Source organism: Arthrobacter sp. SD76 (assembly GCF_049726125.1).
Taxonomy (GTDB): domain Bacteria; phylum Actinomycetota; class Actinomycetes; order Actinomycetales; family Micrococcaceae; genus Arthrobacter; species Arthrobacter nitrophenolicus.
In genome coordinates, this window is the sequence record NZ_JBNBLR010000001.1 from 926540 (window position 1) to 943124 (window position 16585).

Annotated in this window: 6 protein-coding genes and 7 pseudogenes; 10 read left to right on the forward strand and 3 right to left on the reverse strand. The window is 66.4% G+C overall.

Translation table 11 applies throughout. The features are described 5' to 3' along the window. Positions 1-38 precede the first annotated feature (38 nt). Positions 39-1468: pseudogene (locus ACPEE0_RS04600) on the forward strand (gamma-aminobutyraldehyde dehydrogenase). A gap of 76 nt (positions 1469-1544) precedes the next feature. Next, positions 1545-2914, forward strand: a pseudogene (gene gabT, locus ACPEE0_RS04605) (4-aminobutyrate--2-oxoglutarate transaminase). An 83-nt stretch (positions 2915-2997) separates the two neighbouring features. On the opposite strand, the gene rarD reads toward gabT, so the two are convergent. Then, entirely contained in the window at positions 2998-4047 is a 1050-nt protein-coding gene (rarD, locus tag ACPEE0_RS04610) for an EamA family transporter RarD (RefSeq protein WP_424574054.1), read from the reverse strand. 104 nt (positions 4048-4151) lie between these two features. On the opposite strand from rarD, the pseudogene ACPEE0_RS04615 reads away from it, so the two are divergent. The 3 genes and pseudogenes from ACPEE0_RS04615 to ACPEE0_RS04625 all read left to right on the forward strand — a co-directional run bounded on the left by ACPEE0_RS04615 (position 4152) and on the right by ACPEE0_RS04625 (position 8092). Continuing rightward, positions 4152-5151: pseudogene (locus ACPEE0_RS04615) on the forward strand (DNA topoisomerase IB). 81 nt (positions 5152-5232) lie between these two features. Next, positions 5233-6662 (forward strand): annotated as a pseudogene (locus tag ACPEE0_RS04620) (FAD-dependent oxidoreductase). 92 nt (positions 6663-6754) lie between these two features. Continuing rightward, complete coding sequence (locus ACPEE0_RS04625) at positions 6755-8092, forward strand: GAF domain-containing protein (RefSeq protein WP_424574055.1); 1338 nt, start codon at positions 6755-6757, stop codon at positions 8090-8092. Between the two features lie 64 nt (positions 8093-8156). Here the strand turns inward: ACPEE0_RS04625 and ACPEE0_RS04630 are convergent, their stop codons facing one another. Next, complete coding sequence (locus tag ACPEE0_RS04630) at positions 8157-9329, reverse strand: Nramp family divalent metal transporter (protein WP_424574056.1); 1173 nt, start codon at positions 9327-9329, stop codon at positions 8157-8159. A gap of 253 nt (positions 9330-9582) precedes the next feature. Continuing rightward, positions 9583-10517: pseudogene (locus ACPEE0_RS04635) on the reverse strand (dihydrodipicolinate synthase family protein). Positions 10518-10683: 166 nt separating this feature from the next. Between ACPEE0_RS04635 and ACPEE0_RS04640 the strand changes: the two are divergent. The 5 genes and pseudogenes from ACPEE0_RS04640 to ACPEE0_RS04660 all read left to right on the forward strand — a co-directional run bounded on the left by ACPEE0_RS04640 (position 10684) and on the right by ACPEE0_RS04660 (position 16564). Next, a pseudogene (locus ACPEE0_RS04640) lies at positions 10684-11699 on the forward strand (LacI family DNA-binding transcriptional regulator). A 136-nt stretch (positions 11700-11835) separates the two neighbouring features. Continuing rightward, entirely contained in the window at positions 11836-13359 is a 1524-nt protein-coding gene (gene exaC, locus ACPEE0_RS04645; protein ID WP_407709867.1) for an acetaldehyde dehydrogenase ExaC, read from the forward strand. Between the two features lie 37 nt (positions 13360-13396). Continuing rightward, positions 13397-14419, forward strand: a complete 1023-nt coding sequence (gene adhP, locus ACPEE0_RS04650; protein ID WP_424574057.1) for an alcohol dehydrogenase AdhP — start codon at positions 13397-13399, stop codon at positions 14417-14419. Next, positions 14419-14826, forward strand: coding sequence for a DUF779 domain-containing protein (locus tag ACPEE0_RS04655; RefSeq protein ID WP_424574058.1), 408 nt, complete (start codon positions 14419-14421; stop codon positions 14824-14826). Before adhP ends, ACPEE0_RS04655 begins: the two co-directional genes overlap by 1 nt. A gap of 173 nt (positions 14827-14999) precedes the next feature. After that, positions 15000-16564: pseudogene (locus ACPEE0_RS04660) on the forward strand (amino acid permease). Positions 16565-16585 lie beyond the last annotated feature (21 nt).

Below are 16585 nucleotides of genomic sequence, written 5' to 3' on the forward strand. Positions count from 1 at the left end.
CTGCCGCTGATGGCCGCTCAGAGAAGAGGTTGCACACCGTGGTCCAAACCTTGCAGAACTTCATCAACGGGGAGTTCGTCACGCCTGCCGGCACCGGCCGGCTGGACATCATCAACCCCACCAACGGGGAAGTGGTGGCGCAATCACCCATCTCGGTGCAGGCCGACGTGGATGCCGCCATGACCGCGGCACAGAATGCCTTCAAGACCTGGAAGCACGTCACCCCGGGCCAGCGCCAGCTCATGCTGCTCAAGCTCGCCGACGCCGTGGAGGCCAACAGCGATGAACTGGTTGAAGCCCAGCACCGCAACACCGGCCAGGTGCGCTCCCTGATCGCCTCCGAGGAAGTGGCGGCCGGCGCCGACCAGCTTCGCTTCTTCGCCGGGGCTGCCCGCATCCTTGAGGGCAAGTCCGCCGGCGAGTACTTCGAGGGCCACACCTCCTACGTCCGCCGCGAGCCCATCGGCGTGGTGGCGCAGGTGGCACCGTGGAACTACCCGTTCCTGATGGCCATCTGGAAGATCGGGCCCGCGCTCGCCGCCGGCAACACCGTTGTCCTCAAGCCGTCGGACACCACCCCGGAGTCCACCCTCGTCCTGGCCCGCCTCGCCAAGGACATCTTCCCCGCCGGCGTCCTGAACGTCATCCTGGGCACTGGTGAAACCGGCGCCATGATGGTGGAGCACAAGGTCCCCGGCCTGGTCTCCATCACCGGTTCCGTCCGGGCCGGCATCGCCGTGGCATCCGGTGCCGCAAAGGGCCTCAAGCGCGCCCACCTGGAACTGGGCGGCAAGGCTCCCGCAATCGTCTTCAAGGACGCCGACATCAAGAAGAGCGCCGCGGCAATCGCCGAGTTCGCCTTCTTCAATGCCGGCCAGGACTGCACCGCCATCACCCGCGTGCTGGTGGAGGACTCGGTGCACGACGACGTCGTGGCCGCCATGGTGGAGCACACCCGGACCCTGCACACCGGTTCGCAGAACGACGAGGACAACTACTTCGGCCCGCTGAACAACGTCAACCACTTCAACGCCGTGACGTCCGTGGTGGAAAACCTTCCGGCCAACTGCCGGATCGAAACCGGCGGCCACCGGGCGGGGAGAAGGGCTACTTCTTCGAGCCCACCATCATCACCGGTGCGAAGCAGACCGACGACGTGGTCCAGAAGGAGACCTTCGGCCCCGTCATCACCGTGCAGAAGTTCAGCACCGAGGAAGAAGCCGTTGAACTGGCCAACGACGTGGAATACGCCCTGGCCTCCAGCGTCTGGACCAGCAACCACGGCACCGCCATGCGCCTCAGCCGCGACCTGGACTTCGGCGCCGTCTGGATCAACACGCACATCCTCCTCACCGCCGAAATGCCCCACGGCGGCTTCAAGCAGTCCGGCTACGGCAAGGACCTCTCCATGTACGGCGTGGAGGACTACACCCGCATCAAGCACGTCATGAGTGCTCTCGACGCCTAGCCACATTCCCGTTGGTTGAGCTTGTCGCAGCCCCGGGGTTTCGACAAGCTCAACCACCAGTAAAGAAAGAACTCCAATGACCGCAACAGCATCAGAAATCACCTACCGGCTGGAGCAGAAGCGCCGCGTCCAGGCTGACTTCCCCGGACCCAAGTCCGCAGCCCTGACCGAACGCCGCAAGTCCGTCGTCGCAGCGGGCGTCGCCTCCAGCGTGCCCGTCTACGTGGCGGACGCGGACGGCGGCATCATCCACGACGTGGACGGCAACTCCTTCATTGACCTCGGCTCGGGCATCGCGGTCACCAGCGTGGGCGCGTCCGATCCCGCCGTCGTCGGTGCCGTCAAGGAAGCCGTGGAACACTTCACCCACACCTGCTTCATGGTGACCCCCTACGAGGGCTACGTGGCCGTCGCCGAGCAGCTGAACCGGCTTACCCAGGCGACCACGAAAAGCGCACCGTGCTCTTCAACTCCGGTGCCGAAGCCGTGGAGAACGCCATCAAGGTGGCACGCCTCGCCACCGGGCGCGACGCCGTCGTGGCCTTCGACCACGCCTACCACGGCCGCACCAACCTCACCATGGCGCTGACCGCCAAGGCCATGCCGTACAAGACCAACTTCGGCCCGTTCGCGCCCGAGGTCTACCGCATGCCCATGAGCTACCCGTACCGCGAGGAAAACCCCGCCATCACGGGTGCCGAGGCAGCCAAGCGCGCCATCACCATGATCGAGAAGCAGATCGGCGGGGACCAGGTTGCCGCGATCATCATCGAGCCCATCCAGGGTGAAGGCGGCTTCATCGTCCCGGCCGAAGGCTTCCTGCCGGCGCTGGCCGCCTGGGCCAAGGAAAAGGGCATCGTCTTCATCGCTGACGAGGTCCAGTCCGGATTCTGCCGCACCGGCGAATGGTTCGCCGTCAACCACGAGGGCATCGTCCCGGACATCATGACCATGGCCAAGGGCATCGCCGGCGGCATGCCGCTGTCCGCCATCACCGGCCGCGCCGACCTGCTCGACGCCGTCCACCCCGGCGGCCTGGGCGGCACCTACGGCGGCAACCCGGTGGCCTGTGCCGCAGCGCTGGCATCCATCGGTTCCATGGAGGAATACGACCTGGCCGGCCGCGCCCGCCACATCGAAGCCCTCGCCACCGGCCGCCTCCGCGAGCTGCAGGCTGAACTCGCCGACGCCGGAACAGCCGTGATCGGCGACGTCCGCGGTCGCGGCGCCATGCTGGCCATCGAACTGGTCCAGGCCGGCTCGAAGGAACCGAACCCGGAGCTGACCAAGGCTGTTGCCGCCGCCTGCCTGAAGGAAGGCGTCATCATCCTCACCTGCGGCACCTACGGCAACGTCATCCGGCTGCTCCCGCCGCTGGTCATCACCGACGAGCTCCTGAACGACGGCCTGGACGTCCTGGCCGCCGCCATCAAGGCGAACGCTTAACCGGAACGACTCCTCCGGCAACGCCGGGAAGGCGGGCCCAGTTCTTGCGAACCGGGCCCGCCTTCCTCGGTTAAACGATGGGCCTACGCGGCGGTGCGGAGGGCTGCCTTGCGGGCCGCGGAATTCCTGCGGGCGTTGCGCAGCATGTCCACCGTCAGCACCAGGAGGGCCAGCCACACCACACCGAAACCGATCCAGCTTTCCACGGTCATGGCCTCGCGGAACACGAGCAGTGCCACCAAGAACTGCAGCACGGGGGCGAAATATTGCAGCAGGCCGATGGTGGTCATCGGCAGCCGGCGGGCGGAGGCGCCGAAGAAGAGCAGCGGAACGGCGGTGATCACGCCGGAGGCCAGCAGCAGCCAGAAATGGCCGGGGCCCTCGGTTGTGAGGGTGGCGGCCCCGGCCACGCCGAGGTAAACCATCGTGGCCGCCGCGAAAGGAGCCAGCACCATGGTTTCCACGCTGAGGCTGGTGACAGCGTCCACCCTGGAGCCCACACGGTTCTTCACGAAGCCGTAGAGGCCGAAGCTGAAGGCCAGCGTCAGCGCAATCCACGGCAGCTTGCCGTAGGAGTAGGTGAGCACGCCCACCGCCACGAAACCGATGCCGACGGCGGCCCACTGCAGCGGGCGCAGCCTCTCCTTGAGGACCAGCACGCCGAGGAGGACCGAGACGAGCGGGTTGATGAAGTACCCCAGCGAGGTTTCCACGGCCTGGTTGGTGGTCACGCCGTAGGTGTAGGTCAGCCAGTTCACGGCGATCAGGAGGGCCGCGACGGCGAGGCTGCCGAACACTGCACGGTTCCGGAAGGCCGCCACCAGGGCCGGCCACGCCCGCGTCACGGTGATCAGCAGGGCGCAGAACAGCAGGGACCACACCACCCGGTTGGCAACGATTTCGACGGCGCCGGCCGGCTGGAGCACGAAGAAGTACAGGGGGAGCAGCCCCCACAGGCCGTAGGCGCCGATGCCGAAGAGGATTCCCGCCGTCGTGTCCTTATCCACTGCCTTTGGTGCTCCCGGGCGGTCGCGCCCTCCCGGGCCCGCCGAGGACGGCCGGGCCGGGGCTGTGGCGGCGGGGGCCGGAAGGCTTGTGGACGGGACTCCATCGGGGATTGGCACGACACCCATAACATCAGCCTCCGGCAAGGTATTCCAAGCGCCCGGCCCGGAAAAGCCAAAATAGTCAGTAGGCTTGCTTTCATGACTTGTGCCGAACTGCCGGAGGCCGCCCCATGAGGCTCCGGCGCAGCAACGCCTCGGGCCGCGGGTACCGGCGGATCCCGGCAGGAAAAGGCTTCAGCTACCGGGACCTGCACGGGTCCACCGTTCCGCCGGGCCCGGTCCGGGAACGGCTGGAGAGTATCGGAATACCCCCGGCCTGGACCGACGTCTGCGATTGCCCCGTTCGAGAACGGGCACATCCAGGCCACCGGGGTGGACGCCGTGGGCAGGCGCCAGTACATCTACCATCCGGAGTGGCGTGCGCGGAAAGACCGGCTGAAGTTTGACCGGTCCCTGCAGCTGGCGGAGTCCCTGCCGGCCGCACGCCGGCGGGTGACCATGGACCTGCGCAGTGAAGGATTCACTCCTGACCGCGTCCTCGCCGGGGCGTTCCGGATGCTGGACAGCGGCTCGTTGCGCGTGGGGTCCGAGCGGTACACGAACGAAAACGGCAGCCGCGGCCTGGCGACCCTTTTGTGCGCCCACGTCCAGGTGCGGAAGGACAAGATCCTGCTCCGGTTCCCCGCTAAGAGCGGCAAGGACTGGGAATCGGAAATCCGGGACCCCGACCTCGCCGTCCTGCTGCGGCTGCTCAAGCGCCGGGGACCCAATGCCCGGCTCCTGGCCTACAAGAACGGCCGGACCTGGCATCCGGTGACGAGCGCCGAGATCAACGCGTACGTGAAGGAGCGGACGGGATCGGACTTCACGGCCAAGGACTTCCGGACCCTGCGCGGTACGGTGGCGGCAGCCGTGAGCCTGGCCCGCACCGGCCCCCAACGCACCGTGGCCAAACGGAAGCGGGCCGTCAGCCGCGCCATGATGGACGCTGCCGAGGTACTGGGGAACACGCCGTCGATCGCCCGGAAGAGCTATGTGGACCCGCGTGTGGTGGACCACTACAACGACGGCGAAACCATTGATCCCAAGCGGACGGACTCCGCGGAGGCGGAGCTGCGGGCGCTGCTTTACCGCGAAGGCAACGTGGTCCCGCTGGCGAAGAGCGGCTGAGGCCTAGAATAGGGGACTGTGCGCTACTTCAACCGGCGCATCCCCATTGTGCAGTGACGGACCAGTTCAGAAGGGCTCCAGGTGTCCAACTCCAGCGAATCAGCTTCCACCCGTCCACTCCGCGTCGCCATTGTGGGCGCAGGGCCGGCAGGAGTCTACGCTGCGGACATCCTCACCAAGTCCAGCGGGGTCAAGGACGGCGACTTCGAGGTGAGCATCGACCTTTTCGAGGCCTACCCGGCACCCTACGGCCTGATCCGGTACGGCGTCGCCCCGGACCATCCCCGGATTAAAGGCATCGTCAACGCCCTGCACAAGGTCCTGGACCGCGGCGACATCCGCTTCCTGGGCAACGTCACGTACGGCCGGGACCTCACCCTGCACGATTTCCGGGCCTTCGATGACGCCGTAATCTTCTCCACCGGCGCGGTCAAGGACGCGGACCTGAACATCCCGGGGATTGAACTGCAGGGCTCCTTCGGCGGCGCGGACTTCGTCTCCTGGTACGACGGGCACCCGGACGTTCCCCGCGAATGGCCGCTGGACGCCCGGGAGATCGCCGTGATCGGCAACGGGAACGTGGCCCTGGACGTGGCCCGCATGCTGGTCAAGCATCCGGAGGAACTGCTCAGCACCGAGATCCCGGACAACGTCTACCGGGGGCTGAAGTCCTCTCCGGTCACCGACGTCCACGTGTTCGGCCGCCGCGGCCCCGCCCAGGTCAAGTTCACCCCGCTGGAACTGCGCGAGCTCAGCCACATGAACGACGTGGACATTGTGCTCTACCCGGAGGATTTCGAATTCGACGACGCCTCCGACGAAGCCATCCGCAGCAACAACCAGATCAAGACCATGGTGAACACCCTCACCAACTGGCTGGTGGAAGAGCACGCGGAGTCCGAGAATCCGTCCTCCCGGCGCCTTCACCTGCACTTCCTGCACAGCCCGGTGGAGGTGCTCGACGACGGCACGGGCAAGGTGGGCGGCATCAAGTTCGAGCGGATGCAGCTTGACGGCACGGGCAATGCCAAGGGCACCGGCGAGTACATCGAATACCCGGTCCAGGCCGTCTACCGGGCCATCGGCTACCACGGTTCGGCCCTGGACGAGCTGGAGTACGACGCCAAACGCGGCGTCATCCCCAACGAAGGCGGCCGCGTCCTGGACGGGACGGCAACCCGGTTCCGGGCATCTACGCCACCGGCTGGATCAAACGCGGGCCGGTGGGCCTTATCGGCCACACCAAGGGCGACGCCCTGGAGACCATCGGTTTCCTCCTGGAGGACCGGCTCAGTCTTCCGCCGGCCGAAAACCCGGACCCGCAGGCCATCATCGATCTGCTCGAAGAGCGCGGCATCGAGTACACCACGTGGGAGGGCTGGAACAAGCTTGATGCCCACGAGGCCGGACTGGGTGCCGCATGGACCGGGCCGGAGGGCCTCGACCATGTGGTCCGCGAACGGATCAAGGTGGTCCCGCGCGAGGAGATGATCCGCATCTCCCGCGCCTAACTCCTGACCCGGGGAGGGGCCGCGGGGTTAGAATTGCGACCACCCCTTGGCCGGCACCGTGACGCCGCGCCTGCAGGCAGTACAGGAGTTCGATGAAGAACCTGATTCAGCCCGGCCCGCTGCAGCTCAGCGCTTTGGCCGCCCATGAACAGCTCGACGGCGGCGCCCTCCAGGATCCGGCCGGCCTGCGCAGCCTGATCCGTGAGTCCTGGCAGCGGTCCGCTGGCTTCAAGGCGAACCCGGACAATCCTGCGGCCCCGCTGGCGATGGACCGCGAGGAGCTGGAGGACTACCGGAACCAGCACCCGCTGGCGGCCATCATGCCGGTGATCAACAAACTCCTCGTCCAGCCCAGCCATGACAGCGGCCTGCTGGTGGCGGTGGGTGACGAGGTGGGCCGGCTGCTCTGGGTGGAGGGCGACCCTGTCCTGCAGCGCCGCGCCGAGGGGATGATGTTCGTGGCCGGCGCCGACTGGTCCGAGGCCACGGTGGGCACCAGCGCACCGGGTACCGCGCTTGCGCTGGGCCGGGGGATCCAGATCGCCGGGGCCGAGCACTACCAGCGGGCGGTCCACCCGTGGAGCTGCACCGCCGTCCCCTTCCACGATCCGGATTCCGGCGCCGTGCTGGGCGTCGTGGATATCACCGGGACAGACACGGCCGTGGCGCCGCACACCCTGTCCCTCGTGGAGGCAACGGTTGCCGCCGCCCAGGCGCAGTTGCGCGTCGAGCGGCTGCAGCTTGCCGCGGATCTTGCGAGCAGGCCGGCACGACGGCGCACTGCAGCTTCCGCGTCCCGCGCACCGCGGGCGGGAGGCAAGGAAGGCAGCCTGTACAGGAACAGCCTGCAGCTGCTGGGCCGCGACCAGGCGCTGCTCAGCCTCGAGGGCAGGACGGTGGTGCTGTCCGCCCGGCACAGCGAGATTCTTGCGTTGCTCAGCACCCACCCGGACGGGCTCTCCGCGGAGGAACTGAGCGCCCTGCTCTATCCGGGTGACGGCTCCACCATTACGCTCCGCGCCGAGATGGTCCGCCTGCGCAAGGTCCTCCAGCAGCTCCATCCGGATGCCGTCCCCGGTTCCCGGCCCTACCGCCTTCCGCTGGATCTGGTGCCGGACAGCGGCCAGGTGTTGAGCTGCCTCCAGCGCGGCGCCCACCGCATCGCGCTGGAGATCTATCGCGGCGCCGTCCTTCCGCGGTCGGAGGCGCCCGGCATCATCGAGCTCCGGAACCGGGTCTCGTCGCTGCTGCGGGAAGCGGTCCTTACCGACGGCAGCGCCGAGTCCCTCCTGAAGTACGCGGACCTTCCCGAGGCGAGGGACGACGTCGGCGTCCGCCGTGCCGCGCTCCGCCTCCTTCCCGCCCGCTCACCCAAGCGGGCCGCCGTCGTCGCGGACCTGGAGAGGCTGGAAGCCGAACTCCGCGCCTGAGCAGGGAAAGGGCAGTGCCCCCGCCTTCCAGGCGGGGGCACTGCTCGTCTTATGCTGTTGAGCCTCAGCCGATAAGGGTGGTGATGAGTCGGATGGAGGAGGCGATGATGGCGATGAGGCCGATGGCTCCGAAGAGGTTCTGCCACCACTTGTTGCGAAGGTCTCCCATGACCGCGGTCTTGTTGGCCATGACGACGATCAGGACGCCGAGCAGGGGTGCGATGAGGACTGTCAGGGACTGGGCGATGACGATCAGTCCCACGGGAGAGGACTGGAACGACAACGTGATGATCAGTCCGAAAGCCAGGATGATGCCGGTGACGATGCGCGCGGCGGGTGATCCGGCTTTGGCGCCGCGGCCCATGGCGTCCGAGAGCATCGTTCCGCCGGCGGTTGCGTTGGCGATCATGGATGAGAAGGCTGCGCCGGAAAGGCCCAGGGCGAAGAGCATGGCTCCGACGGGACCGGCCAGCGGGGTGAAGATGGAGGCGAGGGCGTTGATGGTTCCGGCTTCGGCACCGGTTTTTCCGAGCACGGCGGCGGCCACCATGATGACCAGGGCGGTCATGATGCCGGGTGCAACGATGCCGGGGATGGTGTCCACGAGGGTGATGTCGCGGTAGTCGGCGCGGGTGCGGCGGTGTTCCTTGATGCCGTAGGAGGTGTAGAACGCGGCGTTGATGGAGAAGTTGGTGCCCACGAGCGCCACAATCAGGATTTCGCTGCCGGCGGGCAGTTGTGGAGCCATGCCTTCCATGGCCCGGTACCAGTCGGGCTGGGCGACGACGGTGCTGGCGATGAAGGCGATGCCCATGAGGACGACGATGGCGAGGAGTGCTTTTTCGACGATGCCGTAGACGTTCCTGAAGGCCAGGACGAAGCCGACGGCTGCGGTGCAGACGACAGTCCACAGGACCGGGGAGCCGCCGAAGATCAGCGACAGGCCAAGGCCGGACCCGACGGCGTTGCCGACGGAGAACATGAGGGTGATCCCGAAGACGCCGAAGCCGGCGAGGACGCCCACCCATTTGCCGAGGTGTTCCTTGATGGACGTGATCAGGGAGGTGGGGGTTGTGATGCCGAGCCGGACGCTCATGTCGGTGAAGAAGATCATCAGGACCGTTGAGACCGCGATGACCCAGACCAGGCTGTAGTCGAAGCGGCTGCCGGCCTGTACGGCGGTGGTGAGGTTACCCGGTCCGAACTGCCAGGCGCCCACTACGAAGGCAGGGCCCATGAGGGCCAGGTACTGCAGGAAGGTGCGGTGCGTTCTGGTTGTTTCGGGGGCCTGGTTCCTTGCGGGGCTGCCATCTGTTCTTCCCTGGTTGCGGGATGGGTGATGGTCTTATTCTGCTGCTCGCGCATCGGCGAGTCCTCCTTATACAGCGACATTGCTGGGGGTCGTCCTTGACCGGGATGGAGAGTGGAAAGCTGGGGCACGGGTGGCGGGCCAATGGTCCGCCACCCGTGAGGACCCGTAAAGGGTGTGGTCAGGCGCTGACGGTGACCTTGCCGAGGTTTGCGGCGGCGAATGCTTCCGCAATTTCGATATCGGCGCCCTCAGGCAGGGGCAGGAGCGGGGTGCGCACTGTGGCGTGGTCCAGGATGCCGCGGTTCACGAGGCCCCACTTCAAGGCGACGGTGCCTTCCATGTGGGACCCGCGGTGGTAAACGTTCTTGGTCACCGGGAGCAGCCGCTCATGAATGGCGTGGGCACGCTTGTAGTCCTGTGCCTTGCCGGCCTCGATCAGTTCGACGAGGAGTTCGGGGGCAATGTTGCCGTAGCCGACGAGCAGGCCGTCGACGTCGAACATTGTCGGCAGCAGGTACTCGTCGTGGCAGGACAGGATTTGCAGTTCGGGGTGTGCGGCGCGCAGGGCGGGGATCTCGGTGTACCACCGGCGCATGTTCCGGACGCCGTTCTTTGTGGCAAAGACGCCCTCCTGGCCGGCGATCTCCAGTTGTGTGTCGAGGTTGTAGCTCGCCTTGGTGTTGTCGGGGTACTGGAACAGGATCAGCGGCAGGCCGGACTCTTCATAAATTTCCTTGTAGCGCGACTGGGGCGCTCCGTCCTGGTACCGAAGCGCAGCCAGCCGTGCGAGGGGTAGACGAGACCGGCGGACGCGCCGGCTTCGACGGCCTTCTTCGCCTCGAGGGCCGCGGTCTTGTTGCCCTCCTTCGTGATGCCCGCGACGACCGGCACCCGGCCGTCAGTCGACGCCACGAACGCCCGGATAACGTCCAGCTGCTCCTCTTCGGTAAGGAACGTGCCTTCACCGGCGTGGCCCAGGACGACGAGGCTCTTCACGCCGTCAATCGATCCGAGCCACGAACCCAGGCGCTGAATCGCAGCGAAGTCGACAGCGCCATCTTCGGTGAACGGGGTGACAGGTGCGGGGCTGAGTCCGCGGAGATCGAGTGTCATTACAGCTACCTCTTGTCTTCGTTGATGGTCGGTAGTCCCACGAGGATGGGAACGTTTGCGGGAACGTTTTCAATATTGCATCGTGTCGCACGTCACTGTCAAGGGAACGTTTGCAAAAAGGAGGAATAGAGTGTTTCTTACGCCCCCGCTGAAGAGGAGAACTGCCATGGAACGGGCCGCCCCCGGTGCGATCGTCACGCTGAAGGATGTCGCCGCCGCCAGTGGTGTCAGCATCTCTACGGCCAGTCGGGCGTTGGATGAACGGTCGGCGTCCCGGTCCGCTGCAGCAGCACACGTCCGGAAGGTCGCCGAGGAACTCGGCTACCGGAGGAACTCATTTGCCTCCAGCCTCCGGCGCGGTGAAACGCGGACCCTGGGTGTGCTCGTTCCCCGTCTGAGCGACACAGTCATGGCGCTCATGTTCGAGGAACTGGAGCGGGCAGCCTCCTCCCGGGGCTATTTCGCGATGGTGGCCACCAGCGGCGACGACCCCGGCGACGAACGGCGGGCAGCCGAGACGCTGCTCGACCGGAACGTGGACGGACTGATCCTCGCCACCGCCCGGTTGGATGACGAGCTTCCACGCCTCCTTCGGGAGCGCAACGTTGTCCATGCGCTGGTCCTCCGCACCGACGGCGTCAGCCCCTCCGCGCTCGGAGATGACGAAGTGGGCGGCTACCTCGCGGTCCGCCACCTCATCGACCTCGGGCACCGGGACATCGCCGTCGTTACGGGCCCGTCCTTCACCTCCACCGGCACCGCCCGCCTCGCAGGTGCACGGAAAGCCCTGGGCGAAGCAGGAATCACCCCCCGGGATGGATGGCTCATCGCTGCCGGTTACGGTATCGAGGACGGGTTTTCTGCAGGGGAATCCCTCCTGGGCCCGGATTCCCGGCCCTCGGCCGTGTTCGCCGCAAACGACAACATCGCCATGGGAATCATGGCCTCCGCCCATCGCAGGAATGTGCGGATCGGGGAGGACCTGGCTCTCGTGGGTTACAACGACACCCCGCTGGCTTCCCGGCTTCCCACCCCCCTGACGTCCGTCCACGTCCACCTGGACCAGATTGCACGAACGGCTATCGACCTGATCATCGACCCGGGCAGGAGCCCCGGGTCAGGAAGTCGATGCCCACACTCATTCCGCGGGAATCAAGCGGTCCGCCCAAGGCGCGCGACTGACGGCGGCACTGCTTCACCGCCGGGTGAGCTGCATCACGCCCGCTGCAACCTGACTGCAACCTGCACACTCCTACGCTGGCACCAACGGCAAGCGCCCGAACCGGGCCGCCTTCTGCACAGCAAAGGAGCTAGCACAATGACCGTTTACGCACAGCCCGGAACCGAGGGATCGAAGGTCACCTTCAAGGACCGCTACGAGAACTGGATTGGCGGCGAGTGGGTTGCCCCTGTCAAGGGCCAGTACTTCGAGAACATCACCCCGGTGACGGGAAAGGCCTTCTGTGAAGTGGCCCGCGGTACCTCCGAGGACATCGACCTCGCCCTCGATGCGGCCCACAAGGCGGCCCCGTCCTGGGGCAGGACCTCCGTGGCGGAGCGCGCCGCGATCCTGAACAAGATCGCGGACCGGATCGACGAGAACCTGGAGATGCTCGCCGTCGCCGAAACGTGGGACAACGGCAAACCCGTCCGCGAGACCCTCAACGCCGATCTTCCGCTCGCCGCCGACCACTTCCGCTACTTCGCGTCCGCCGTCCGCGCCCAGGAGGGCACGCTTTCCCAGCTCGACGACGACACCACCGCCTACCACTTCCACGAGCCGCTCGGCGTCGTCGGCCAGATCATCCCCTGGAACTTCCCCATCCTGATGGCCGTCTGGAAGCTGGCCCCGGCACTTGCGGCCGGCAACGCCGTCGTGCTCAAGCCCGCCGAGCAGACGCCGTCGTCCATCCTGGTGCTGATGGAACTCATCGGCGACCTGCTGCCTGCCGGCGTGGTCAACGTGGTCAACGGCTTCGGCGTCGAGGCCGGCAAGCCGCTGGCCTCCAGCCCCCGCATCCGCAAGATCGCCTTCACCGGCGAAACCACCACGGGCCGGCTGATCAGCCAGTACGCCAGCCAGAACCTGATCCCCGTCACGCTCGAACTCGGCGGCAAGAGCCCCAACATCTTCTTCAATGACGTCGCACAGGACAACGACGCCTTCTACGACAAGGCCCAGGAAGGCTTCGCGCTGTTTGCCTTCAACCAGGGCGAGGTGTGCACCTGCCCGTCCCGTGCCCTGGTCCAGGAGGACATCTACGACTCCTTCATGGCCGACGCCGTGGCCCGGGTGGAGAAGATGGTGCAGGGCAACCCGCTGGACACGGACACGCAGGTGGGCGCCCAGGCCTCCAATGACCAGCTGGAGAAGATCCTCTCCTACATCGACATCGGAAAGCAGGAGGGCGCCAAAGTGCTCACCGGCGGCGGGCGTGCCGAACTGCCCGGTGACCTGGCCGGCGGCTACTACGTCCAGCCCACCGTGTTCGAGGGCCACAACCGGATGCGGATCTTCCAGGAGGAAATCTTCGGGCCCGTTGTCTCGGTGACGAAGTTCAGCGACTACAACGACGCCATGGGCATCGCCAACGACACCCTCTACGGACTCGGCGCCGGCGTCTGGTCCCGCAACGGCAACATTGCCTACCGGGCGGGCCGCGAAATCCAGGCCGGCCGCGTCTGGGTCAACAACTACCACGCCTACCCGGCGGGCGCCGCGTTCGGCGGCTACAAGTCCTCGGGCATCGGACGCGAAAACCACGCCATGATGCTGGACCACTACCAGCAGACCAAGAACCTGCTGGTCAGCTACAACGAGAACAAGCTCGGCTTCTTCTAGACACCACTTCCGCTACAACGACGCAAGGATTTCGCCAATGACGACGACAATGCAGGCAGCAGTAGTAAACGAATTCGGCAAGGACCTCCAGGTCCAGGACATCGCTGTACCCACCCCCGGCCCGGGAGAAGCCCTGGTCAAGGTGCTCACCACCGGCGTCTGCCACACGGACCTCCACGCGGCCGAGGGGGACTGGCCGGTCAAGCCCGCGCCGCCCTTCGTTCCCGGCCACGAGGGCGTGGGCGAAGTCGTGGCCCTCGGCGAGGGCGTCACCGACCTCGCCGTGGGCGACCTGGTGGGCAACGCCTGGCTGTGGTCCGCCTGCGGCGACTGCCAGTACTGCCGTACCGGCTGGGAAACCCTGTGCGAGGCGCAGAAGAACGGCGGCTACAGCGTGGACGGCTCCTTCGGCGAGTACATGCTGGTGGACTCGCGCTTTGCCGCCCGCATACCGGCGGGATCCGACCCCGTCGAGGTGGCGCCGGTGCTCTGCGCCGGTGTCACGGTCTACAAGGGCCTGAAAATGACCGAAGCCAAACCGGGCCAGTGGGTGACCATCTCGGGCATCGGCGGCCTGGGCCACATTGCGGTCCAGTACGCCGTGGCGATGGGACTGCGGGTGGCCGCCGTCGACATCGCCGACGACAAGCTGGCCCTCGCCAAGGCCCACGGTGCCGAACTGGCCGTCAACGCCCTGCACGAGGATCCGGTTGAAGTGATCCAGCGCGAAACCGGAGGTTGCCATGGAGTCCTGGTCACTGCGGTGCACCCGTCGGCGTTCGGCCAGGCCATCGGCATGGCCCGCCGCGGCGGAACCATCGTGTTCAACGGCCTGCCGCCGGGAGACTTTCCGGCACCGATCTTCGAGATTGTGCTCAAGGGACTCACCGTGCGCGGCTCCATAGTGGGCACGCGGCAGGACCTGGAGGAGGCTCTGGACTTCTACGCCCAGGGCAAGATCCATCCCACGGTTTCAGTCCGGGAGCTTTCCGAGGTCAACGCGGTGTTCGACGAGATGAAGCACGCCAAGATCGACGGCCGCGTGGTCCTGAGGTTCTGATGGCACCGGACCGGCTCCACGCCGCCGTGACGCTGCCCGGGGAGGACTTCTCCCGGGTGGCGCTCACGCCGGAGGCCGCGGACCTGCTCCGCTCGCTGTGGCTCCGGCACGGGCCGCTCATGTTCCACCAGTCCGGCGGATGCTGCGACGGATCCTCGCCCATGTGCTATCCCGCGGGCGACTTCCTGACCGGCGACTCCGACGTCCTGCTCGGGCTGTTCGACCTGTCCGCCGGGCTGGAGCCGCAGCCGCTGGAGTTCTGGATGTCCCGGGAGCAGTTCAACTACTGGAGCCACACCCACCTGACCGTGGACGTGGTCAACGGCAGGGGGAGCGGCTTCTCGGTGGAGGCGCCCGAGGGCAAACGCTTCCTGATCCGGTCCACGCTGATGGACTGGCCCACCTGAGCGGTTCGGTTCAAAAGCACTTGGGGCTCTTCATCCGAAGGGCCCCAGTGCTTTCCCGGAATAAAGTTCGGTAAAACCGGCGTCTCACCATTCGGAACAATTGGGACCGTCCAGTGGATGGACACTATCGTGGATAAGTCTGTTTCCATCCGAAATCAGGATTGTGATCCCCTATGAACCTTCTCCGGACCAAATCCATCGAGCAGTCGATAGCCGACGCCGATGAGCCCGGACGCAAGCTCAAGCGCTCCCTCAGCACCTGGGACCTCATGATCATGGGCGTCGCCGTTGCTGTCGGCGCCGGTATCTTCTCGGTGGGCGCCAAGGCCGCAGCCAACTTCTCCGGCCCCGCCGTCACCGTGTCCTTCGCCGTCGCCGCCATCACCTGCGCGCTGGCGATCATGTGCTACGCCGAATTCGCCACCGCCATCCCCGTGGCGGGTTCCGCCTACGTTTTCACCTACGCCACCATGGGCGAACTCCTTGCCTGGATCATCGGCTGGAACCTGATCCTGGAGCTCTTCACCGCCGCTGCCGTGATCGCCAAATACTGGGGCATCTACCTCAGCAAGGTGTTCGCCCTCATGGGCGCCGACATCCCGCCGGCCGTCTCGCTGGGCGGCGTCGACCTGTACTGGGGCGCGTTCCTCATTGTTGCCGTCTTCACGGTGCTGCTGGTGCTGGGCACCAAGCTGTCCGCCCGGGTGGGAAACATCTTCACGCTCATTAAGATCGGCGTCGTCCTGTTCGTGATCGTGGTGGGCTTCACCTACGTGAAGTTCGAAAACTACGCCCCGTTCATCCCCGCGGCCGAGCCCACGGGCGGCACCGGTGCCGCGGACGTCCTGAAGCAGTCGTTCTTCGGCTTCCTCACGGGCGCGGCCCCGGCCCAGTACGGCACCCTGGGAATCTTCGCCGGCGCGGCCCTGGTGTTCTTTGCCTTCATCGGTTTTGACGTGGTGGCCACCTCGGCCGAGGAAGTAAAGAACCCGCAGAAGACCCTTCCGCGCGGAATCTTCGGCGGACTGGCCCTGGTGACCCTGCTCTACATCCTGGTGTCGCTGGCACTGACCGGCATGGTGTCCTATACCCAGCTGGCCGAGGCGGAGAACCCCACCCTTACCACCGCGTTCGAAGCCGTGGGCGACACCTCCGCCGCGAAGATCATCGCGTTCGGTTCCCTGGTGGGCCTGACCACCGTGATCATGGTGCTGCTGATGGGCCTGTCCCGCGTGGTCCTGGCCATGAGCCGCGACGGCCTCCTGCCCGGGCCCTGTCCAAGACCAGCGAGAAGCGTGCGACGCCGGTCCGGCTCCAGATCATCTGCGGCGCCGCGGTTGCCTTGGTGGCCGGGCTGACCAATGTGGACCTGCTCGAGGAAATGATCAACATCGGCACGCTCTCAGCCTTCGTTGTGGTCAGCCTGGGCATCCTGGTGCTGCGCAAGAAGCGGCCGGACCTGAAGCCCGCCTTCCGCGTCCCGTTCGGGAAGGTCCTGCCGGTCGTTTCGGCGGTGCTCTGCCTCTACCTGATGACCAACCTGGCTGTGGAGACCTGGATCTTCTTCGCCATCTGGCTGGCCATCGGGCTGGCGATCTACTTTGCCTACGGCCAGCGCCACTCGCGCCTCAACGAACGCTTCGGCGCGGCCAGCAGCGCTGTCAACGGCACCGCGGCTGCCGACAGTGATGCGGACCGGCGCGATTCCGATAGCGAAGACGAGTACTCGCGGGCCTGACAGCCCTGCTGATGCCCGCCC

Excerpts from the sequence above, each read along its gene's own strand:
- rarD (WP_424574054.1), bottom strand. The coding sequence starts at position 4,047 with ATGGGTGTCGTGCCAATCCCCGATGGAGTCCCGTCCACAAGCCTTCCG.
- ACPEE0_RS04625 (WP_424574055.1), top strand. The coding sequence starts at position 6,755 with ATGAAGAACCTGATTCAGCCCGGCCCGCTGCAGCTCAGCGCTTTGGCC.
- ACPEE0_RS04630 (WP_424574056.1), bottom strand. The coding sequence starts at position 9,329 with ATGGGCCCTGCCTTCGTAGTGGGCGCCTGGCAGTTCGGACCGGGTAAC.
- exaC (WP_407709867.1), top strand. The coding sequence starts at position 11,836 with ATGACCGTTTACGCACAGCCCGGAACCGAGGGATCGAAGGTCACCTTC.
- adhP (WP_424574057.1), top strand. The coding sequence starts at position 13,397 with ATGACGACGACAATGCAGGCAGCAGTAGTAAACGAATTCGGCAAGGAC.
- ACPEE0_RS04655 (WP_424574058.1), top strand. The coding sequence starts at position 14,419 with ATGGCACCGGACCGGCTCCACGCCGCCGTGACGCTGCCCGGGGAGGAC.